General features: G+C 51.8%; 19 protein-coding genes. 11 read left to right on the top strand and 8 right to left on the bottom strand.

Annotated features, from left to right (window positions below):
• Positions 1-74 precede the first annotated feature (74 nt).
• Positions 75-758, top strand: a complete 684-nt coding sequence (locus ATL17_RS05535) for a gamma-glutamyl-gamma-aminobutyrate hydrolase family protein (protein ID WP_246028630.1) — start codon at positions 75-77, stop codon at positions 756-758.
• Here ATL17_RS05535 and ATL17_RS05530 read toward each other — a convergent pair.
• Entirely contained in the window at positions 755-3,193 is a 2,439-nt protein-coding gene (locus ATL17_RS05530; protein ID WP_133571758.1) for a sensor histidine kinase, read from the bottom strand. The genes ATL17_RS05535 and ATL17_RS05530 overlap by 4 nt on opposite strands.
• The gene (locus ATL17_RS05525) at positions 3,183-3,854 is read right to left on the bottom strand and encodes a response regulator transcription factor (protein WP_133571757.1); all 672 of its coding nucleotides are present in this window, start codon (positions 3,852-3,854) and stop codon (positions 3,183-3,185) included. Before ATL17_RS05525 ends, ATL17_RS05530 begins: the two co-directional genes overlap by 11 nt.
• 135 nt (positions 3,855-3,989) lie before the next feature.
• Between ATL17_RS05525 and ATL17_RS05520 the strand changes: the two genes are divergently transcribed.
• Entirely contained in the window at positions 3,990-5,033 is a 1,044-nt protein-coding gene (locus tag ATL17_RS05520) for an AbrB family transcriptional regulator (protein ID WP_166638905.1), read from the top strand.
• Between the two features lie 61 nt (positions 5,034-5,094).
• Here ATL17_RS05520 and ATL17_RS05515 read toward each other — a convergent pair whose 3' ends face one another.
• The 4 genes from ATL17_RS05515 to ATL17_RS05500 are packed head-to-tail and all read right to left on the bottom strand — an operon-like array spanning position 5,095 to position 9,328.
• Complete coding sequence (locus ATL17_RS05515) at positions 5,095-6,222, bottom strand: ABC transporter ATP-binding protein (RefSeq protein ID WP_133571755.1); 1,128 nt, start codon at positions 6,220-6,222, stop codon at positions 5,095-5,097.
• A 28-nt stretch (positions 6,223-6,250) separates the two neighbouring features.
• Positions 6,251-7,102: a carbohydrate ABC transporter permease gene (locus ATL17_RS05510; protein WP_246028654.1), complete on the bottom strand. Its 852-nt coding sequence runs from the start codon at positions 7,100-7,102 to the stop codon at positions 6,251-6,253.
• A gap of 52 nt (positions 7,103-7,154) precedes the next feature.
• The gene (locus ATL17_RS05505) at positions 7,155-8,027 is read right to left on the bottom strand and encodes a carbohydrate ABC transporter permease (RefSeq protein ID WP_133571754.1); all 873 of its coding nucleotides are present in this window, start codon (positions 8,025-8,027) and stop codon (positions 7,155-7,157) included.
• 56 nt (positions 8,028-8,083) lie between these two features.
• Positions 8,084-9,328, bottom strand: coding sequence for an ABC transporter substrate-binding protein (locus ATL17_RS05500; RefSeq protein ID WP_133571753.1), 1,245 nt, complete (start codon positions 9,326-9,328; stop codon positions 8,084-8,086).
• A gap of 250 nt (positions 9,329-9,578) precedes the next feature.
• On the opposite strand from ATL17_RS05500, the gene ATL17_RS05495 reads away from it, so the two are divergent.
• The 9 genes from ATL17_RS05495 (at position 9,579) to ATL17_RS05455 (ending at position 20,014) form a co-directional block, all read left to right on the top strand.
• Complete coding sequence (locus ATL17_RS05495; protein WP_133571752.1) at positions 9,579-10,316, top strand: response regulator transcription factor; 738 nt, start codon at positions 9,579-9,581, stop codon at positions 10,314-10,316.
• Positions 10,309-11,811 (top strand): ATP-binding protein, encoded by a 1,503-nt coding sequence (locus ATL17_RS05490; RefSeq protein WP_133571751.1) that lies wholly within the window; start codon positions 10,309-10,311, stop codon positions 11,809-11,811. The genes ATL17_RS05495 and ATL17_RS05490 overlap by 8 nt, the downstream gene beginning before the upstream one ends.
• A 193-nt stretch (positions 11,812-12,004) precedes the next feature.
• On the top strand, positions 12,005-13,180 hold the full coding sequence (locus ATL17_RS05485) for a transporter substrate-binding protein (RefSeq protein ID WP_133571750.1): 1,176 nt from the start codon (positions 12,005-12,007) through the stop codon (positions 13,178-13,180).
• Positions 13,177-13,797: an ANTAR domain-containing response regulator gene (locus tag ATL17_RS05480; protein ID WP_133571749.1), complete on the top strand. Its 621-nt coding sequence runs from the start codon at positions 13,177-13,179 to the stop codon at positions 13,795-13,797. Before ATL17_RS05485 ends, ATL17_RS05480 begins: the two co-directional genes overlap by 4 nt.
• A gap of 3 nt (positions 13,798-13,800) precedes the next feature.
• Positions 13,801-14,649, top strand: a complete 849-nt coding sequence (locus ATL17_RS05475; RefSeq protein WP_133571748.1) for an ABC transporter permease — start codon at positions 13,801-13,803, stop codon at positions 14,647-14,649.
• A 1-nt stretch (position 14,650) separates the two neighbouring features.
• On the top strand, positions 14,651-15,571 hold the full coding sequence (locus ATL17_RS05470; protein WP_133571747.1) for an ABC transporter permease: 921 nt from the start codon (positions 14,651-14,653) through the stop codon (positions 15,569-15,571).
• Between the two features lie 56 nt (positions 15,572-15,627).
• Positions 15,628-17,244: an ABC transporter substrate-binding protein gene (locus ATL17_RS05465; protein ID WP_133572200.1), complete on the top strand. Its 1,617-nt coding sequence runs from the start codon at positions 15,628-15,630 to the stop codon at positions 17,242-17,244.
• 11 nt (positions 17,245-17,255) lie between these two features.
• Entirely contained in the window at positions 17,256-18,200 is a 945-nt protein-coding gene (locus ATL17_RS05460) for an acetamidase/formamidase family protein (protein ID WP_133571746.1), read from the top strand.
• 41 nt (positions 18,201-18,241) lie between these two features.
• Complete coding sequence (locus ATL17_RS05455) at positions 18,242-20,014, top strand: ABC transporter ATP-binding protein (protein WP_133571745.1); 1,773 nt, start codon at positions 18,242-18,244, stop codon at positions 20,012-20,014.
• A 1-nt stretch (position 20,015) separates the two neighbouring features.
• Here ATL17_RS05455 and ATL17_RS17155 read toward each other — a convergent pair whose 3' ends face one another.
• On the bottom strand, positions 20,016-20,195 hold the full coding sequence (locus tag ATL17_RS17155) for a PLDc N-terminal domain-containing protein (RefSeq protein ID WP_133571744.1): 180 nt from the start codon (positions 20,193-20,195) through the stop codon (positions 20,016-20,018).
• 32 nt (positions 20,196-20,227) lie between these two features.
• Positions 20,228-21,112: a mechanosensitive ion channel family protein gene (locus tag ATL17_RS05445; protein ID WP_133571743.1), complete on the bottom strand. Its 885-nt coding sequence runs from the start codon at positions 21,110-21,112 to the stop codon at positions 20,228-20,230.
• Positions 21,113-21,216 lie beyond the last annotated feature (104 nt).

Below are 21,216 nucleotides of genomic sequence, written 5' to 3'. Positions count from 1 at the left end.
GGCTCATCTGGTGCCACAGGGGCTGACTTTGCGCAAGAAAATTGCACATGTGTTGATATGGGTAGGGGCTAATAATGACACCGAAAATTGCGATCTTGTTAGATGAAAATACCAGCGATGGTGGTTCGCGTTATGAGTTGGGCAAAAACTATGTCGAGGCAATTGTACGTGCGGGCGGGCAGCCATTTGGCCTGTTTTTCACACCGGCGCTGCTGGCAGGGGCGGTGAATGAATTTGACGGCTTGCTTTGCCCCGGCGGGCGGTTTGTCTATCCTGATGATTTTTATGCGCAAGATTGGACCTCAAATTCGCCTGCCAGCGATCGGCTGGAAACGGAACGTCAATTGGTGGAAGATTTTCTCGCTGCGGATAAGCCTGTGTTTGGCATTTGCGCGGGGATGCAGTTGCTGGCGTGTATTCGTGGGGCCAAGATGACGCCCGATCTTGTAAAAACTGAAAAAGTTGATCGTCATGATGGGCCGGATTTGGCACATGCAGTCAATATTGAGCCCGGCACAAAACTGGCCCAGATTACAGGTGCATCCACGTTCAACGTGAATAGTTTGCACCGCGAGGCGTTGGTGTCATGTCCTGACAATGTGTCGATCAGTGCACGTGCAACTGATGGCATCATTGAAGCAATTGAATTGCCGGGCCAAAAATTTGCCGTTGGTTTGCAATGGCATCAAGAGAAGTTTTGCACGCAGGACCATCCGGGAAATGCTGTTTTCTCCGCATTTGTAGATGCTTGCCGCTAATTGATGTCTTGCACGGCTTCCTGCCAGCTTTCCAAGAACTTTTCGCGCTTCATCTGGTCGAGATAGGTCAACAGCCCGATAGACAATCGTATTGGCACAAAACGCCCGGAATCGATGGACAAGACATTTTCAGCGCTGGCCTCGTTGGTGCGCAAATAGGTTTCCGAAATCGGCAACAAGCCTGATTTTTCCGAGATCACCGATTGCCCGGCGTCTGAAAGCAAAAATTGCACAAAATTCCGCGCCCATTCGCGGTTATCCGCGGCCTTTGTCACGAACACTGTGCGGGACATGACGGGGTTGAAATCATCGAAAAAGTGCACGCCCAAATTCGGTTTGTCGCTAACAGCGTTCAGGGCATAAGAGCCGATAACATTGATGCTCATCTTCAACTCGCCGCTCGCTGTGGCGTCTATCATGGTGCCGGTGCAGCAAAAAACGCGCACGCCTGCACGACCGAGACTTTCCGCGATACGGAAGAATTGTTGGGATAGCCGCGCCTCTTGCGTGGCGAGCAAATAGCCCGCACCAGATGTTCTGATGTCATAATAACCAATTTTGCCACGCAGCTGATCTTCATTGTCGCGAATGAAGTTGGCCATTTCTGCGTGGGTTTCCGGCAGATCGATGCCGTTAAATGTTGGCTTGTGATAGATCACGGCCGCAGGCTCGAACGTGTAGCCGAACAATTCGGAACGCCAAGCTGCCCATGATTGCAGATTGGGCAGCACGTGTGCGGGCATGGCTTGTGCAAAGCCCTTATTGACGAGATCGACCTGCAAATCCATGGCGGAGCTCATCACAATATCCGGTGTTGCAGGGTCTTTGTTGAGCACGCGTTGATAAAGATCGACCGTCAGAATTTCGGTATATTCCACTTGCACGCCGGGATTGGCTGCCATGAAGGCGTCGACAACGGGTTGGAAAGCGGATTTGTCTGTCGCCCCCCAAATTTCCAATGTGCGCGGATCGGCATAAGCTGAATCTGGTTGGGCAAGGCCAAACAAGCCGAATAGGGCGAACAGAAGCACAGTGGCGATTTTTTGCGCCTCAAAGGTTAGCCGCGCCAATAAACCGCCTTTGGCGCCATTGCGCAATTGCAGCTTAGCTTTATGCGCGTCAGCGACTTCTTTCACGATGGCGAGGCCGAGACCAGAGCCATTGCCCGACATGTCGAGTGATTTGAAACGTTCCAACACGGCCTCCCTATGCTCAATCGGAATGCCTGGCCCTTCATCTTCCACCTCGATGGCAATTTGATCTTGGTTTGGGCGAGTGAGCCGCAAGGTGATTGAATTCTTTTCTGGCCCGTGGCGAATTGCATTCTCAATCAAATTTTTCAGGGCTTCATTGATTGAAATTTGATCGCCCACAATCAGCGCCTTGTCAGCGCTGATGGCCTCATCGTCTAAGGTGAGATTGATCTTGCGCAGGCTGGTGTCGCGCAACATGTCGCTGATCAAATCGCGCACCAGCTTTTTAATATCAAACGCGGTCATGGCTTGGTTTTCTGCCCGGTGGATCACCATGGCGTGGGACAGCAATTGATTGGTGAGCCGCGTGGCGCGGCCAGCTTGATCTGCGGCGCGGTTCAGACGGCGGCGCATTTGCGTTTGGTCTTTCGCATCCGCCGCCAAGGTGAGATGCCCTTGCAAGGCGGAAAGCGAAGTGCGGGTTTGGTGGGCCACATCGGCCATAAAGGCTTCGCTTTGTTGGCGCGCTTGTTCCAACCTTGCCATAAAGCCGTTGATGGCATTGATCAGCCCCACCACTTCGCGCGGCGGTTGTAGGCTCAGCTCGGTGAGGTCTGTGGGCTCGCGTTTGGAAAGGTTACTTTCAATTTTGGCCAAAGGTTGCAAGGCCTTGCCAATGGCGAGCCACACAAAACCGAGGCCAATCAGCGAGATAATGGCAACGCCGGTCAGACCCGCAATGAATAGTGAAAAGGCATGGGCATCGCGCGCGATGGTGGTTTGGGCGATGGTAATGGTCACCCAGCGGCGGGCGTCTGGTGTGATAATGTTTCGGCTTTGCTGCACAACGCGCACGCGGGCATCCATAAACATTTCATCGCCAAAAGCTGGGGCATTGCCTTGCTCTTCCAAATGAAGCCTGGCCAGGTTTTTGTCGCCAGTCAGCAGGTCGCCATCTTGAGTGGTCAGGCTGTAAAACACCCGATCTTGCGGTGCGAGGCTGAGGATATCTAGCGCAGAGTGTGGCAGATCGATGGTGATTTCATCGTCGGCGTAAGACACTTTTTCTAAGATGGAAAGGGCCGCACCTGCCAACAACAGGTCATAGCTTTTATTGGCTGCATTGCGGGTGAAGCCGATCAGAAAGATAGAGATGATTACCAACAAAAGCGCAAAGCCGACGCCCATGGCCGTCATCAAGCGGCGGCGTAGAGAATAATGCCCGCGGTTCTTAGTTTTCATCAATATAAACCATATAGCCAAGCCCACGCACAGTTTTGATGATGAGCGGCGTGCCTTCAAGCTTTTTTCTCAGGCGGGTTACATGTTGTTCCACAGCATTCAAGCTCGGTGCTTCATCATAGGTGTATAGCTTGTCGGCCACATCTTCTTTGCTGAGCACACTGCCCAAATGGCTGAGGAAGATTTCCATGAGTTGAACCTCTTTATTTTTGAGGTCCATATCTTTGCCATTTACGTAGCCACGGCGACCCAACCGGTCGAAGGTAAAATTATCAGCGACGAATTCGTTCACAGCGGTGCCTGCGCTGCGTCGGCCAAGCACGCGCACGCGGGCGCCTAGTTCGCGAAAATCAAAGGGCTTGACCATAAAATCGTCAGCGCCAGCATCCAAGCCAAGCACACGATCTTCGATCTGGGAACGGGCCGTGAGCACCAATACGGGGATGTTGACTTTGCCAGCGCGCATGGATTTCAAAATCTCAAAACCGGACTTGTCAGGCAGGTTCACGTCAAGAATAACGAGGTCAAACTGGGCGTGTTTCAGCAGTAAATCGGCCACTTCGCCATTGGTTTCCAGATCGACAACATGACCTTCATCTTGCAGTCGCTCTACAATTGTTTCTGCTAAATCTTGATTGTCTTCAACCACCAATATACGCATGCAATTATCATACGCGGCTCTTGCGATAGACCAAGTGTTTTTGTGCTGAGTCAGCTTAGTGTCAGCTACAGGTCAGTTTCATGGCAAACAAATCTGATATGAGTTGTGCACCATTTCTATATTTTGGGGGCCGCCTTGTCGCAATCTACCCGATTTTCAAAAGCCATTTTGATCGCTAAATCGCTGCTTATCGGCTTGGCCGGATCGGCCATTGCTTATGCGCTGAATTTGCCCGCTGCTCCCTTGCTGGGGGCCATGCTGGCCACAGCGATTATTAGCTGGGCAGGTCAAAAAATGTCTGTGCCAGAGCAGTTGCGCAATGTTGGGCTTTTGGTGATCGGCCTTTCGCTTGGTTCGGGCTTTACCGCAGATATGATCAATGATGCGCAGCAGTTCGCGGTGAGCTTGGGCTTGCTGAGCATTTCTATTGTCCTGTCCATGTTGGCGAGCTCTTGGATATTGGCGCGGTTTTGGAAGCAATCTTCATCTACCGCACTTTTGTCCAGCGCGCCGGGCACGCTTTCTTTGGCGTTGGCTATGGCGGCAGAGGGGAAGGGGGACAGCACCACGGTGATTTGCCTCCAGTCCATGCGGCTATTGATGCTGGCGGCGTTTTTGCCGCTTTTGGTTAGCTTTATGGGGGCTGAGGGTGGTGCAGGTGCTGCTGGCGGGCAGGTATTTGGTTGGGATGTTTTGGCCATACTCACCGTGCTTGGAGTCTTGCTGGCATTTGTATTTGGTCGATTGAATTTGCCTGCGCCGTTCTTATTGGGTGGTATGGCTGTCAGTGCCATTGCGCATATCGGCGAGTGGGCCCACGGTTTGCCACCCTTTGCAATCATATTTGTCGGCTTCGCTTTGGTGGGCGCCGCAAGTGGCGCTCGGTTTGCCAATATTGCTCGGGTGGATTTGGTCAAAAATCTCGGCGCTGCCTTTGCCAGTGTGGCCGTTGCTGCGCTGGTGTCGGCTATGTTCGCGATTTTAGCCAGTGCTTTACTGGGCTTGCCCATCGCGCAAATCTGGGTGGCCTATGCGCCCGGCGGTGTTGAAGCGATGGCGGCGATTGGTTTGGCGCTAGGGTTTGATCCAGCCTTTGTGGCGTTGCATCACCTTTTCCGTATTTCACTGTTGATTTTGATCCTGCCCATTTTTGTCAATCTCGCCGCTGCGCGTGGATAAAAAAATGCCGGGGCTAAACAAATAGCACCCGGCGAGGAAGGAAGTGGGTGGTGCACGCAAATTATGCGATGCGGGCACCGGATTCAGGTTCAAAGATTGATGCTTTTGAAAGGTCAAAGGCGAAATTGGCCATGTCGCCTGCCATGATTTGCACATCGGCATTCATACGGGCGGTGACTTGCTTGCCGCCGAGATTGGTCACCACGAATGTGTCAGACCCGGCAGGTTCCACCACATCCACACGACATTCAGCCACTTGGCCATCTTTGGCATTCTGGCCAGAAGCATCAGAGATGTTTTCGGGACGCAGGCCCAAAATCACCGATTTGCTGCCACCTGCAAGACCTTCAATTTTGCGATCCATCATTAGCTCAATACCGGCCATGTCAGTACGGTTGATCGAGATTTTGGTTTTCTCATCCACCGCTTCTAGTTGAGCGGGGATCAAGTTCATTGATGGCGAGCCCATAAAGTCAGCAACAAACATATTGGCTGGCTGGTTGTAGATTTCGTTCGGTGTGCCTGCCTGTTGAATAATGCCATCTTTCATCACCACAATTTTGGTGGCCAAAGTCATGGCTTCAATCTGGTCGTGGGTTACATAAACGATGGATGCGCCAAGAGTTTGGTGCAAACGCTTGATCTCAGTGCGCATTTCAACCCGCAATTTCGCGTCTAGGTTCGACAATGGTTCGTCGAACAAGAACAGTTGCGGATCGCGCACCAAGGCCCGGCCCATGGCCACGCGTTGGCGTTGACCGCCGGAAAGCTGAGAGGGTTTGCGGTCCAGCAAATGGTCAATCTGCAACAGCTTGGCCACTTCATTGAGTTTGCGTTGCTGCTCAGCTTCTGGCACGCCGCGCACCTTCATGCCGAAGGTGATATTTTTGCCCACGGTCATGGTTGGGTAAAGCGCGTAAGATTGGAACACCATGGCGATGTCGCGATCTTTAGGTGACACGCCATTCATGGAGCGGCCACCGATCTTGATTTCGCCGCCAGTGGATTTTTCCAACCCGGCAATGCAGTTAAGCAATGTGGATTTGCCGCAACCTGATGGGCCAACCAGAACCAAAAAATCACCCGGCTCGATGGCCACATTGATGTCTTTGAGGATTTTGACAGCGCCGAAGCTTTTGTCCAAATTTTCAACCGACAGAATGTGCTCTGCCTTTTGGGGGGATGTCATTTCTTTTCTCATAGCGTTGGACATGGGATTATCCCTTCACAGAGCCGGCGGTTAGGCCGCGAATAAAATATTTACCTGCAACCACATAGACGAGAAGGGTTGGCAATGCGGCGATGATGGCGGCAGCCATGTCCACATTATATTCCTTCACCCCTGTGGTGGCGTTGACGATGTTGTTCAATGCAACGGTGATGGGTTGTGTGCCGGCCTGGCTGAAAGACACGCCAAACAGGAAGTCATTCCAGATTTGGGTGAATTGCCAGATAATGGTCACCACGATAATTGGCGGTGATACGGGCAAGAAGATCGCAAAGAAAATGCGGAAGAATCCAGCGCCATCCACTTTTGCCGCTTTCACCAATTCGGTGGGAATGGTGACATAGAAGTTGCGGAAAAACAGCGTGGTGAACCCAATGCCATAGACAATATGCACCAACATCAAACCGGGAATGCTGCCTGCAATTTTCAGCGCACCAAGAGTAAGCGCCATCGGCAACAGCACAACTTGGAACGGGATAAAGCAGCCAAACAGCATCAAGGCGAACAGAATGTTAGAGCCTTTAAAGCGCCATTGGGCCAACACATAGCCATTGATCGCGCCCAGTAGGGTCGAAATGGCAACTGCCGGAATGGACAACAAAACGGAGTTCCAGAAGTAAGGGCGCAAGCCTTCACATTGAATGCCAGTACAAGCGCTGGACCATGCTTTGCCCCACGATGAGAAATCAATTTCGCGTGGCAGCGACAACAAGGAACCGGTGCGGATTTCGTCCAAGCTTTTAAGTGAGGTCACCACCATCACAAAAAGCGGCATCAAATAATAAAGCGCGAACAGGATGAGCAAGGTGTAAAGCCCGAAGCGCAAAGCAATGCGTTTCATAAGGCGATTGCGATTTGCCCGATCGTCCATATGGGTGTCGTTCATGTGCAAATCAGTCATGGCGTGGCCTCAGTTCTGAATAGAGGTAAGGCACGATAATCGCGGTAACGATCATCATCATCACGGTGGCGCTTGAGGCCGCTTGGCCAATGTCGCCGCGCGAGAATGCCATGGCGTACATAAAGGTTGCTGGCAGGTCAGTCGAATAGCCCGGACCGCCCCCCGTTAGCGCGATCACAAGGTCGAAGCTTTTGATGGCCAGGTGAGACAAGACGATAAAGGACGACAAAAAGATCGGCGCCATGGATGGAATGATGATGCTCATATAGATGCGTGGCGTTGAAATGCCATCCACCATTGCAGCGCGAATTATTTCGCCGTCTACGGAGCGCAAGCCAGCCAAAAATAGAGCCATCACAAAGCCTGATGATTGCCAAACCCCGGCGATCACAACGGTGTAAATCGCTAAATCTGGGTTGACCAGCCAATCGAAGCTAAAGTTCTCAAAACCTAGGTCGCGGAATACGGATTCAATGCCCAAGCCCGGGTTCAAAATCCATTTCCAGGCGGTGCCGGTTACGATGAAGCTCAGGGCCATTGGGTAAAGATAAATTGTGCGCAATGGGCCTTCTGTGCGGATTTTTTGATCCAGCATAATGGCGAGGATCAGGCCAATCACCGTGGCGAACAGAATGAATAGGATGCCAAAAATAGCAAGGTTGGTAAGTGCCACTTCCCAACGCGGGCTTGCGGCTAATTTTTCATATTGAATGGTGCCAACAAGATCGTATTTCGGCAAAAGGCGCGATTTGGTGAATGAGACATAAGCTGTCCACCCGATAAAGCCATAGACGAACACGAATATGGCAACCAAGCTGGGGGCAAGCACCAGCTTTGGGACATGTTTTTCAAGCCAATCGGTCATTGGGGTGCTCCAAGGCACCCACGCCAATAAAGGCGTGGATGCGGTTTAGTGGAAGATTATTGAGAAGCGGCAACGGCTTGTGCCAATTGCTCAACAGCTTCTTGAGAGCTCATGTCTGAGTTGAAGTGAGCTGTCACCACATCGGTCACGGCACCTGCTTGTGCACCGCGCAACGCCATGCCGTGGGCATAGCTTGGCAATAGAGCATTTTGCTCGATGGCTGTGCCCAAATCTTTGTTGGACTGAACGCCACAGCTGTCAAACTCGTCCATTGAAACGTCCAAACGGGCAGGGATTGAGCCCTTGTTCAAGTTGAACACTTTTTGGAAGTTCTTACCCATGGTGAGTTTGGCCAATAGTTTTTGACCAGCTTGACGGTCATCGCCATCGACGTTGAAGAATGCAAAGCTATCTACGTTGTAAAGGTAGCCACCGCCTGTTGGTGAAGAGCAATAGAAGTCTTTGCCTGGCTCTTTGCCAGCCGCGATGAATTCGCCTTTGGCCCAGTCACCCATGATTTGGAATGCGGCTTCGCCATTGATCACCATGGCCGTTGCCAAGTTCCAGTCGCGACCTGAGAAATTGTCGTCTACATAGCCACGCAAAACGCGCATCTGATCGAACACTTCAACCATTTTGTCGGACTTGAGTGTATCCATGTCGAGATCAATCAAAGCTTTTTTGTAGAACTCTGTGCCGCCAAGGCCAGCTACAACGGCTTCAAACAAAGTTGCGTCCTGCCAAGCTTGGCCACCATGTGCCAATGGCAAAATGCCCATGCCTTGCAGTTTTTCCGCAGCAGCGTTGAACTCGTCCCAAGATTTTGGTGGCTCAATGCCTGCATCTTCCAAAATGCTTGCGTTTGCCCAAATCCAGTCAATCCGGTGGATGTTCACTGGAGCTGCGCAATAATCGCCATCACACTTTAGGTGATATTGAATGGCTTCAGGCAACAATTCGTCCCAGTTTTCAGCGTCAGCAACATCTTGAATGTTGCCCAATGCGCCTTCTTCATACCATTCTTGAATGGATGGGCCTTTAAGCTGCACTGCTGTTGGCGCGTTGCCAGAAAGCACGCGTGCACGCAATGCGGTCATGGCTGCGTCACCGCCGCCGCCAGCAACTGGCATGTCTGTCCATGTGCCGCCATTGGCGTTAAATTCTTCCATTAGCACTTTAACCGCTGCGGCTTCACCGCCAGAAGTCCACCAGTGCAACACTTCAGCTTGAGGTTCGGCTTTGGCAGCTGTTGTTGCCAAGCCAAGCGCCAATGCGCTTGAGACCATAAGCATCTTTTTCATTGTCATATTCCTCCCGCAAAAATTTGCTGAACCCGAGACCGCCCCTTTGCGGTTCGGGCTGAACCAGTTGCAAATGGATTGCGTCGATTCACAAGATGAATCCCGCATGCTGTTCCATTTGAGGCGAAGTTTTTTGTGCCCTTTGTTACATGTTGTTACATGGCGGCTTTGCTTGTTACAATTTGTTACCCACAATGTGCCACGCATGTGTTCAATGTGGATAAATGCATTTTGTCATTTGGGGGGATGTATGACAATTCGGCGTATATTGGTTGTGGATGATGACCCGGATGTGGGCGTCATGCTCAAGCAATATTTGACCCGTGAAGGTTATGCGGTGGAGATCGCGCATGATACGGCCACCGCCTTGATAAAGGTGGGGCAGCAGCGCGTGGATCTGATCTTTCTCGACGTGATGTTGGGGGAGGAATCCGGCTTTGATGTTTGCCAAAAGTTGCGGGCTGAAAATGCGGTGCCGATTATCTTCTTGTCCGCCCTTTCGGCTGACCATCATCGGCTCACCGGTTATCAAGTTGGCGGTGACGACTATATTGCTAAGCCCTTCAACCCAGGTCTTTTGCTGGCGCGGGTGAAAGCCGTGTTTCGGCGTACCCAGCGGGCTAGCTCATTGAGTTATCGGCGTGATATTGGCACTTATCATTTCGGCAAATGGACCTTTCATGGCGACCGGGAAGAACTTGTTGATCAAGAAGGCGTGGAAACCATTTTGTCGAAACGGGAGACCGCTTTGCTCAAGGCGTTTTTGGCCAATCCGCAGATCCCGCTGACTCGTGAGGAGATTTCGAGTGTGCTCACGGGCGAGGACGCACCGCAGGATAAATTGGATGCGCAGCAGAGCCGCGCGATTGATGTTTTGGTGGGGCGTTTGCGGCAAAAAATTGAGCAAAATGCCAAGGCCCCTAAGCTGATCAAAACCATGCGGGGCACGGGGTATCAACTTTGTTGCGCGGTTGAGCGTCATGAATGATAAGTCGCCGCAATCTGGCTCTTTGCGCGCATTGTCGGCGACATCCATTTCGTTTGTGATGATGGTTTTTGCCTTTGTCGCCGGGCTGGCCGCCGCCATTTTGTGGGAAAGCTCAAACAGTGCGTGGCGTGCCCATTTAGACAATGGGTTTAACGCGGGCGTTGCGCTTTATGGTTTGGTGTCGGAATTGCGTGCGAGTCCAGAAAAGGCATTGCCGCAAACAGATTTTGATGCAGATGTGGTGATCCCCAAGCGTCAGATGCGTAATGGCGTTGAGCAGTTGACTTTTGATCTGCCCAGTCGCGCTGTTTACGAAACCAGCTTCTCGCTGCGGCAATCGGGCGAGCGTGCACCGACCAGCAGCGAGCGGTTGAGCGTTCGCATTTTTTCACCAGAGATAAGATATGCGATCTCAGCGGTGCAAAACCCCGAGGGGCGGGGATTGGCTTATCAGTTTGGTGAAATTTCGCGCGAAATTGCCCGGCTGTGTTCTGATGCTACCTTGTTTGTGGCGCTGGATGATCAGCGATGGTTGAAAGCGCAAGCGCCGCACATTTGGGCCTGCACCGCGCGACCGCCAGACTATCGGTTGTTGGCCCTGCTGTTGGGCACTTTGGTGATCGGTATTTTGTTCAGCGTGGCCAATGGATTTTCGTTGATGCTGGATCGGTTGGCGCAGCAAATTTCAAAAGCCGCCCGCAGTGGTTTGATTGAGCAAATACCGGAGCGCGGCGTTTCGGAGGTGAGGCGGCTCACGGCAGCTGTGAACGAGTTTTTCAAAAATGAGCATGAACGGCTGGAGCAACGCGCGCTTCTAATGTCCGGTATTTCCCATGATTTGGGCACACCTGCCACGCGGTTAAAACTGCGCACGGCACTGATTGAGGACGATGTTTTACGCGAGAAGCTCGACCGTGATATCGATCAAATGACCGATATGATCGATGGCGTACTCAGCTATACGCGGCATGAGATGGATCAGGAAAAGCCGAAGAAAATTTCTCTGCGCTCTTTGGTTGAGGCGCTGGTGGATGATTATCAGGATATTGGCGAGCCGGTGCAATTCGTTGCAGCGGATATGGTCAATATGGATCGGGCGGGCAGCGTATTCTCGCAAACGAGTGAAGGCACCAAATTGCTGTTGCGCGATCACCAGCGTGTGCTGTGTCGGTGCAAGCCGAATGCGCTGCGCAGGGCGCTGACCAATCTGATCGACAATGCTATCAAATATGGTGACAAGGCTGAGGTACATCTCAGCGCCACATCAGATCAGGTGACTATTCAAGTTATCGACTATGGTTCACATGCCAGTTTTGACGTGCCGGAGCGATTGGTGGAGCCATTTGTGCGGGGTGAAAATGCCAAATTGACCAAGGGCACAGGCCTTGGTTTGACCATCACAAATTCAGTGGTGCGGGGCCATGGGGGTGAGCTGCAATTTGAACAATTGCCCGATGGAATGTGCGTGACGATGGTCTTTCCACGCTGGCTTTAGCTTGCTCAATTTTCATTTAAGTGACTGATTTATTTTATTAAAATTGGTTGGACAAGTTTTTCTAAAATCTTATTGACTCTTTTTTGAACTCGCTCTACCGTTTTTAAATTACATATTTTGGCAATGAAGCCCCACCATTGATCGTACTTTAAGCTGCGCTCAATGGTGGGGTTTTTTGTTTTGGGGAGGAACGATGTCAAAGCAAATTCCAATTGGGCTTTTGTTCTCGGTGACCGGCACCGATAAGAACATCGGCATTGACGCTTTGGACGGCGCGATGATGGCGCTTGAAGAAGTGAATGCTGATCCCAATTTTGACTTTGAGTTCGTTCCCCAAGTGCGCGATCCTGGCGACAGCCTGTCGCTGTTTCGTCGCTATGCAGATGAATTGCTGACCGAGCATAATTGCCGCAATATTATCGGCACGGTCACCTCATCATCGCGCAAAGAAGTGATCCCCGTGGTGGAAAAACACGACGCCCTGCTGTGGTATTGTTGCCCATATGAAGGGTTCGAGAGCTGCGAGAATGTGATCTATATTGGCTCCACGCCTAGCCTGCACATGGTGCCGCTGTTTGAATATGTGGTGCCGCGCTTTGGGGCGAATGCCTATATCGCGGGGTCCAATTATATTTGGGGTTGGGAAACGGGCAGGGTAGCGCGTGAGCTGCTGACCGCCTGCAAAGGCCAGGTGCATGGTGAGCGCTATATCCCCATCGGTTCGGAAGATATTGGGCGGCTGATTGACGAGATTGAGCAAAAGCGCCCGGACTTCGTGCTCAATAATCTGATCGGCAATTCAAGCTATGCCTTCTTCGAGGCATATAGGAAGCTTGGTGAGCGTGATCCGTATTTCCTGCCGGAAAACTGCCCAATTGTCAGCTGCAACATCACCGAAGCGGAGATCGACTCCATCGGTGTTAAACAGTTGATGGGGCATTTCACCACGGCAGTTTATTTCGAAACACAGCCTAATGCTGAAAACCAGATCATGCTGGACGCGGTGCATAAGCGCTATGGCGAAGCGCGGCGCGGCTCCACCTATATGGTCTCCAACTACACTGCGATCAAAATGCTTGCATCTGCGATCAAAGATACGGATAGCGACCGCATCAATGAAGTGCGCTCAAACCTACATGCCCGCAAATTTGATACGGCCCTTGGGCCGCTGAAGATTGATCAATGGACCAACCATGCCGCCTTGCGTCCTGGCGTTGGCAAGTTTGATGGACTTGGGTTTGAAATTGTTGCGGCGGCAGATGAGTTGGTGGAAGCTGATCCGTATTTTGTGCATTTCGAAGCGAGAGATTTCGCCCGCAAGATTGCGGATAGTCAAAAATCAACTCCACATTTGAGGGTGGTGAAATGAGCAATTTCAACACCCCAAATTTTAGAGGCTGGCGCGCGGTGATTGTGCATCGCCACAGCGAAAATATGGATCGGCTGGTGCGTCAGCTTGCGCGGTTGGGCATTGAGGCTGAGTTGGTGTGGCCCTCGCTTGAAGGTGTCGAAAGCGCGGACATTGTGTTTTTCGACGGGGACAATGCTTATGACGGCGTGTTCCCCTGGCCAGAAGGTCACGCACCGGTGCCCATGATCGCCTTGATGGGGTCAGAAGCGCCGGGACGGTTAGAATGGGCATTGCGTCAAGGCGTTTCTGCGCATCTGCTCAAGCCGATTGGGTCGGGTGGTGTGTTTTCCACTTTGGTGTTCGCCGTGGCTAACTTCAATCAGCAGCAGAAAATGGCTGCTGAAATTGCGGAAATGAAGAGCAAAGCCCGTTTGCGCCCGGTGGTGGTGCGCACGGTGATCTCTGTGATGCAGCAATATGGGGTGGATGAAGATGCCGCCTATAAGCTGATCCGCGATGAAGCGATGAAGCGGCGGCAAAGTGTCGAGGCCTTGTGTGAATCGGGTTTTTTTGACCCTGGAAATGGCCATCACTCGCCGCCCAAAAACAAAAGAAAACAGACAGGTTCAAGGTAATTTATGTCGGTCCTGCGCCAGATTTTAGCCAGACCCCTTGCGGTTTTTGGCCTTCTCATTGTGCTTATTACCGTGATTTTCGCGGTGTTTGCGCCATGGCTCACCCCCTATGAGCCAGACGCGCAAATGTTTGATGGTCTTACATTAGAAGGGGCGCCTTTGCCCCCGAGCAGTAAGTTTTGGTTGGGCACAGATTTGCTGGGACGCGACCTGTTTTCCCGCTTGGTATATGGCGCGCAGACATCTTTGATCATCGGCATTGTCGCGAATGGTGCGGCAGTGACGATAGGTGCTTTGGTTGGCATTACGGCAGGTTTTTTCCGTGGCTGGATTGGCGCGATTCTGATGCGTTTTACGGATTTGATGATGGCGTTTCCCGCCTTGCTTTTGGCCATCGTATTGGCCGCAATTTTTAAGCCTAGCCTGTGGATCGTGGCGCTGGTGATTGCCATGGTGAACTGGGTGCAGGTGGCGCGGGTGATCTACACCCAAGCGGTGTCGTTGTCGGAGCGTGATTTTATCACCGCCGAACGCAGTCTTGGTGCGAGTTCGAGCCGCATTCTGTTCCATCATATTCTGCCGCATATGGTGCCCACATTGTTGGTGTGGTCCACTTTGGGCATTGCCACCACCGTGTTGTTGGAAGCGACGCTGAGCTATCTCGGCGTTGGCGTGCAGCCCCCAATTCCGAGCTGGGGCAATATCATCTTTGAAAATCAAACTTATTTTACCTCAGCCCCATGGCTGGTGTTTGTGCCGGGCATTGCCATTGTCATGTTGGCGCTCGGGTTCAATCTGGTCGGTGACGCCTTGCGCGACATTCTAGACCCCACATTAAAGGGGAAAAACTAAGATGTACGCTTATGTTATCCGTCGCCTGATCGAAGCTTTTCTGATCCTATTGGGTGTCAGTTTCATCACTTTCATTCTGCTCTATCTGGTGCCTGCCGACCCGGCGCGGCAGATTGCGGGGCGCAGCGCCACCGCGCAAACCGTTGAAAATATACGCGAGCAATTGGGCCTTAATCTGCCCTTTTATGAGCAATATTGGCGCTATCTCGTCAATTTGTTGCAGGGCGACTTTGGCCGATCCTATTTGCAAAAATCAGAAGTGGGCGAGTTGATCGCCGCGCGGTTGCCTGCCAGCCTGTTGCTGATGGTCGCGGCCATCTGCACCGAATTGGTGATGGGCGTGTTGATCGGTGTGATCGCTGCTATCAAACGCGATACGCCATTGGATAAAGGTCTGATGATCTTTTCTTTCGTTGGCGTGTCCGCCCCACAATTTGTGGTCGGTATCCTGCTGCTCTATGTATTCGCGGTCCAGTTGGAATGGTTCCCCATCGGTGGCTATGGCACCTTTGCCCATATTGTTTTGCCTGCGCTCACCCTAGGGGTTCTGGGGACAGGCTGGTATTCCCGCATGATGCGCTCATCGCTGATTGATGTGATGACGCAAGATTATATCCGCACGGCGCGTGCCAAAGGCATGCCGCGCATGCGCGTCATTTTCCGCCACGCTTTGCCCAACGCCTTTTTGCCCATTATCGCGATGATCGGCATCGATATCGGCTTTTTCATGAGTGGCATTGTGGTGGTGGAATCTGTTTTTGGCTGGCCGGGCATTGGGCAACTGGCATGGCAAGCCATTCAACGGGTCGATATCCCAATAATTATGGGCGTCACGCTGGTTTCGGCCTGCGCGATTGTGTTGGGCAATTTGGTCGCTGACCTGATTGCACCCTTTGTCGATCCAAGAATCAAACTGAAATAGAGAATTAAACTGAAATAACAAAAGCTTCCAAGAGGAGGGAGGAACCTAAAATGAACTTGAGAAACAAACTATTGGCAGGTGTCGCTGCAACGGCGATGACCCTTGGCGCAGGCACAGCCCTGGCCGACAATATGGGCGGCAACATCATTGTCACCTATAAGGATGACGTGTCCACTTTGGACCCAGCTATCGGTTATGACTGGCAAAACTGGTCGATGATCAAAAGCCTATTTGATGGCTTGATGGATTATAAGCCCGGCACAACCGAGCTGGTGCCTGACTTGGCAGAAAGCTACACCATTTCTGATGATGGTCTTGTTTATACCTTCAAGCTGAAGCCGGGTGTGAAGTTCCACAATGGCCGCGAATTGGTGGCTGCTGATGTGAAATACACTTTGGATCGCGTGGTAAACCCGGAAACGCAAAGCCCTGGCGCTGGCTTTTTTGCAGCGATTGACGGTTTCGATGCCGCTTCAGCAGGCGAAGCTGAAGGCTTGTCTGGTGTTAATGCTGTGGATGACCAAACGGTTGAAATCACCTTGTCTCGTCCTGATGCGACTTTCCTGCATGTGATGGCGCTTAACTTTGCGCATGTTGTGCCTAAAGAAGTTGTTGAAGAGCATGGTCAGGATTTCGGCAAGCACCCTGTAGGCACTGGCGCATATGAGATGACTGACTGGACCTTGGGGCAGCATGTGATCTTCTCGCGCTTTGACGATTATCACGTTGAAGGTTTGCCAAAGCTTGATCAAATCACTTTTGAAGTGGGGCAGGAGCCGATTGTGGCCCTGTTGCGCTTGGAGCGTGGTGAAATCGACATTGCTGGCGACGGCGTACCGCCTGCGAAGTTTTTGGAAGTGACAGGCAATCCTGAATATGACGGTTCAATCGTTGAAGGCAGCCAGTTGCACACGGGCTACATCACCATGAACACGCAAATGGCACCTTTCGATAATTTGAAAGTGCGTCAGGCCGTGAATATGGCGATCAATAAGGACCGGATCGTGCGGATCATCAATGGTCGTGCAGTGCCTGCCAACCAGCCATTGCCGCCTTTGATGCCGGGCTATGATGAAAACTATGAAGGCTTCAAGTTTGACCCAGATGCAGCCAAAGCCTTGTTGGCTGAAGCTGGGTTTGCAGATGGCTTCACCACTGAGCTTTATGTGGCCAACACCGATCCGCAGCCGCGTATCGCGCAAGCCATTCAGCAGGATTTGTCCAACATCGGCATTAAAGCTGAAATCAAATCATTGGCCCAAGCGAACGTGATCGCCGCTGGTGGCGAGAAAGACCAAGCACCGATGATCTGGTCTGGCGGTATGGCCTGGATTGCTGACTTCCCCGATCCATCTAACTTCTATGGTCCGATTTTGGGCTGTGGCGGCGCGGTGCCGGGCGGCTGGAACTGGGCTTGGTATTGTAACCCTGAGTTGGACAAGCGTGCGATTGCAGCTGATGCAATGGCTGACCCATCACAAGCGGAAGCGCGGATTGAAGAGTGGAAGAAAATCTTCACTGAAATCCAAGACGAAGCGCCATGGGTGCCTGTGTTCAACGAACAGCGTTTCACCATCCGGTCGAAGCGGTTGGCCGGGCCTGAAGGTATCTTTGTGGATCCCGTGCACATTCCGGTTCACTATGACCATGTCTATATTTCTGAAGGCAACTAAGGAAAAACTCTATGTGTAACGCGCCGGATTATACCATCCACCGGCATCACCATCACTTTGGCTGGGACAATTCAATTGTCCCAGTTCAAACGGTTGCGCCGGGCACAACGCTTGAATTTGAGTGTATTGATTCATCTGGCGGGCAAATTACGCCAGAAAGCACAACGGCAGATATTGCCAAGCTGGACTTTGCGAAAATTAATCCGGTTTCCGGCCCAATTTTTATTGAGGGGGCAGAGCCGGGCGATGCTGTTAAGGTGAAAATTGAGGGCTTTGGCCCGTCGGGATTTGGCTGGACAGCCAACATTCCAGGCTTTGGCCTTTTGGCAGATCAGTTTGAAGAACCTTCCTTGCAGCTATGGCATTATGATAAAGATAAATTAGGCACTTCGGCCTATGGGCCGGGTGGACGTGTTCCGCTGAAACCATTTGCGGGCACCATTGGGCTTGCACCGGCAGAACCAGGCGAACATTCGGTTGTGCCGCCAAGGCGCATGGGCGGTAACCTAGATATTCGAGACCTTGCGGCGGGGACCGAACTTTATCTCCCAGTGGAAGTGGCAGGTGGACTGTTTTCCATGGGAGATACCCATGCGGCCCAAGGGGATGGCGAAGTGTGTGGCACAGCAATTGAAAGCCGCATGAATGCCATTGTTACCCTTGATCTGGTGAAAAATGCCAATCTCAACATGCCGCGGTTCACCACGCCCGGACCTGTGACCAATCATTTGGATCAAAAGGGTTATGAAGTCACCACCGGCATTGGTTCTGATCTGATGGAGGGCGCGCGCAATGCGCTGTCTGGCATGATCGATTTGTTGTGCGCTCAGCACAATATGAACCCGGTGGATGCTTACATGCTGTGCTCAGTGTGTGGTGATTTGCGTATCTCTGAGATTGTGGACCAGCCCAATTGGGTCGTCTCCTTCTATTTCCCACGCATTGTATTTGAATAGGGTGGTCCCCTTTGGGGCCATCCACATTTTGGGCAAAAAATATGCAACAAAAATCGCACCCTATTTTGGATGTTCAAGGCGTTTCCATTTCCGTGAAAACGGATGACGGTTTGAAGCAGGTGGTCAATCAATTCACCTATCATGTGGATGCGGGGGAGACCCTTTGCATCGCGGGTGAATCTGGCTCCGGCAAATCCATCACATCGCTGGCGATTATGGGGCTTTTGCCCAAAAGCTCGGCCATGGTGACAGGCGGTAAAGCCATTCTGGATGGCGAAGATTTGTTGCAGATGCCGGAAAAGCGGCTGGAACATGTGCGCGGCAATGATATTGCCATGATCTTCCAAGAGCCGATGACGTCGCTGAATCCGGTGATGACCATTGGCGATCAATTGCGAGAAGTACTGCGGTTTCACAAAAGCATGGATGGCGGCGCGGCAGACGCGCGGGCGCTGGAGATGCTCGAAGCTGTGCGCATGTCAGAAGCGAAAAAGCGGTTGGAGCAATATCCCCATGAATTGTCAGGTGGGATGCGCCAGCGGGTGATGATTGCCATGTCGCTTTTGTGCAGCCCAAAGGTGCTGATCGCGGACGAACCCACCACCGCGCTGGATGTGACCATCCAAGCACAAATGCTGTCTTTGATGAAAGAATTGCAGCGCGAATTTAACACGGGGCTGATTTTGATCACTCACGATATGGGCGTGGTGGCCGAAATGGCTGACCGCGTGCTTGTGGTCAATCGGGGTGAAATGGTGGAAGAGGGGGATGTGAACGCTATCTTCTCCGCACCGAAGCAGCCTTATACGCAAGAATTATTGGCAGACTTGCCTAAGCTCGGTTCTATGCAGGGCACGGTGAAAGAACTGGCAGTGCCGCCAGCCGATCTTCAAATGGCGAAAGATCGTCCCTTATTGAAGGTCAAAGATTTGACTGTGCGCTTTGACATAATTGGTGGCGTGTTGCGGCGACCAGTTAAGCGCGTGCATGCGGTTGAAAAAGTGTCGTTTGATCTGCGGGCAGGCGAAACCTTGTCGCTGGTGGGCGAAAGTGGCTGCGGCAAATCAACAACGGGCAGGGCGCTGCTTAATTTGGTGGATTGGCAGGGCGAAATTGAACTGGAAGGGCAAAGCACCCGCACATTGTTCAAGCAAGACCCAATGGCCGCGCGGCGGCAAATTCAAATGATTTTTCAGGACCCTTATGCGTCCCTTAACCCACGCATGAGTGTAGGTGATTTGGTGGGTGAACCCCTCGTCATCCACCAAATCGGCACATCGGCTGAGCGCAAAGAGCGTGTGGCGAATTTGTTCAAGCGCGTGGGGCTGTCACCAGATCAGATGGAGCGGTATCCGCATGAGTTTTCCGGTGGCCAGCGGCAGCGCATTTGCATTGCACGGGCGTTAGCTTTGAACCCGAAAATCATTGTGGCTGATGAAAGCGTGTCTGCACTGGACGTGACGGTGCAAGCGCAAGTTTTGGATTTGCTGCAGGAGTTACAGGAAGAATTGGGTCTGTCTTACATCTTTATCTCGCACGATATGGCAGTGGTTGAACAGGTTAGCCATCGCGTCGCTGTGATGTATATGGGGCAAATTGTGGAGATTGGTGCGCGTGAAGCCGTGTTTGAAAATCCGGCTCATGATTATACCAAAGCTTTGCTGGAGGCTGTGCCAATTCCAGACCCGACCATTAAGCGCGAGCGGATTTTGATGAGCGGCGGTGAGATTCCTAGCCCGGTGCATGGGCTGAATTATCAGCCGCAATATGTCGATTTAAAACACATTGCGGCCGAACATTATGCTGCGATTTAGGTTAGCTTTTTGGTCCCAAAAGGTACCAAATGATCAAGCCGACCAATGGCAGGAATAAGATAATCAAAATCCAGAGGATTTTTGACATTGTTGAACTAGATGATTGGGCGATTTTGATAATTGCCCAGATGTCGAGAATGAGAATAATCAGCCCTAAAAGGCCACCAACTTCAAAACCCATTTTATTGTCCTTTCATGATGTGCGGCGTGGCTTTAAGCGTTTGCGGCACTTTTTTGATTGTCGTTTAGGCTTTCGATTAGTTCGTCTTGCACCATGATTTGGCGATGAGGGTATGGAATTTCAATCTCTGCCTTATCCATGGCTTTTTTCACCGCTTCCAGCACAGCCATGCGGGCAGCGTAAAAATCGTCAGTTGTGGTCCACCAGCGGGCACGCAGATTGACCGAGCTATCAGCAAAATCCCACACGCCAATGTCTGGTTCTGGATCTGTCGATACGGCTTCAATTGATTTGATCGCCTCTAGGATTGTCGCTTTGGCGTGGTCGATATCCGCGTCATAACTGATGCCAAATTGATAGTCGGTCCGCATGATTGGGTCGCGGGTGACAATGGTGAACGCATTGGTGAACACTTCACCATTGGGAATGGACACATCTTGCCCGTCAAAGGTGCGTATCCAAGTGGATCGCGTGGAGATTTCACGCACTATGCCTTCATAACCTTCGGCCTTAATCCAATCGCCTGCGCGGAAGGGTTGGCGCAGCAAAATGATGAGGCCAGCCAAAAAGTTTTGCAAAATATCGCGAAAGGCAAAGCCGATGGCGACAGAGCCAACGCCCAATATTTGGATCAATTCTGCGGCGCCGACGCTTGGCGCGATGATCGCGACAGCCACAAGCAGGCCGGCAAAAATAATCGCCATATGCGCGATGCGGCCAAGGGCCAGGCCAACACTTCTGTTGGCGCGGCTCGCGACGATTTTTGTGGTGATTTGTTTGACAAAACCCGCAATGACCAAAATCACGATGAACACAAACAACGCGATTAAGATCTGCGGGACCATGGCAAAGAAGCCTTGGATCATTTCAGATACAGTGTCGATAGAGGTGTTTGCCTGCTCGACAAGCGGTTCCATATTATTTCTCCCCAAATACACAATTGTGCGCTTGGTAGGAAATAACGGGTAACGCCGGATTTGGTTCCGAATTAATCCAGTCTATTGTTCAAATGACACAATAA

The organism is Maritalea mobilis (genome assembly GCF_004363175.1).
Taxonomy (GTDB): Bacteria; Pseudomonadota; Alphaproteobacteria; order Rhizobiales; family Devosiaceae; genus Maritalea; species Maritalea mobilis.
Note: the sequence above shows the minus strand (reverse complement) of the source record. Positions and strands in the feature narration are given on the sequence as shown.

Excerpts from the sequence above, each read along its gene's own strand:
- ATL17_RS05505 (WP_133571754.1), bottom strand. The coding sequence starts at position 8,027 with ATGACCGATTGGCTTGAAAAACATGTCCCAAAGCTGGTGCTTGCCCCC.
- ATL17_RS17155 (WP_133571744.1), bottom strand. The coding sequence starts at position 20,195 with ATGGGTTTTGAAGTTGGTGGCCTTTTAGGGCTGATTATTCTCATTCTC.
- ATL17_RS05455 (WP_133571745.1), top strand. The coding sequence starts at position 18,242 with ATGCAACAAAAATCGCACCCTATTTTGGATGTTCAAGGCGTTTCCATT.
- ATL17_RS05445 (WP_133571743.1), bottom strand. The coding sequence starts at position 21,112 with ATGGAACCGCTTGTCGAGCAGGCAAACACCTCTATCGACACTGTATCT.
- ATL17_RS05475 (WP_133571748.1), top strand. The coding sequence starts at position 13,801 with ATGTCGGTCCTGCGCCAGATTTTAGCCAGACCCCTTGCGGTTTTTGGC.
- ATL17_RS05530 (WP_133571758.1), bottom strand. The coding sequence starts at position 3,193 with ATGAAAACTAAGAACCGCGGGCATTATTCTCTACGCCGCCGCTTGATG.
- ATL17_RS05525 (WP_133571757.1), bottom strand. The coding sequence starts at position 3,854 with ATGCGTATATTGGTGGTTGAAGACAATCAAGATTTAGCAGAAACAATT.
- ATL17_RS05490 (WP_133571751.1), top strand. The coding sequence starts at position 10,309 with ATGAATGATAAGTCGCCGCAATCTGGCTCTTTGCGCGCATTGTCGGCG.
- ATL17_RS05495 (WP_133571752.1), top strand. The coding sequence starts at position 9,579 with ATGACAATTCGGCGTATATTGGTTGTGGATGATGACCCGGATGTGGGC.
- ATL17_RS05460 (WP_133571746.1), top strand. The coding sequence starts at position 17,256 with ATGTGTAACGCGCCGGATTATACCATCCACCGGCATCACCATCACTTT.
- ATL17_RS05500 (WP_133571753.1), bottom strand. The coding sequence starts at position 9,328 with ATGAAAAAGATGCTTATGGTCTCAAGCGCATTGGCGCTTGGCTTGGCA.
- ATL17_RS05485 (WP_133571750.1), top strand. The coding sequence starts at position 12,005 with ATGTCAAAGCAAATTCCAATTGGGCTTTTGTTCTCGGTGACCGGCACC.
- ATL17_RS05535 (WP_246028630.1), top strand. The coding sequence starts at position 75 with ATGACACCGAAAATTGCGATCTTGTTAGATGAAAATACCAGCGATGGT.
- ATL17_RS05480 (WP_133571749.1), top strand. The coding sequence starts at position 13,177 with ATGAGCAATTTCAACACCCCAAATTTTAGAGGCTGGCGCGCGGTGATT.
- ATL17_RS05470 (WP_133571747.1), top strand. The coding sequence starts at position 14,651 with ATGTACGCTTATGTTATCCGTCGCCTGATCGAAGCTTTTCTGATCCTA.
- ATL17_RS05510 (WP_246028654.1), bottom strand. The coding sequence starts at position 7,102 with ATGAAACGCATTGCTTTGCGCTTCGGGCTTTACACCTTGCTCATCCTG.
- ATL17_RS05515 (WP_133571755.1), bottom strand. The coding sequence starts at position 6,222 with ATGACATCCCCCCAAAAGGCAGAGCACATTCTGTCGGTTGAAAATTTG.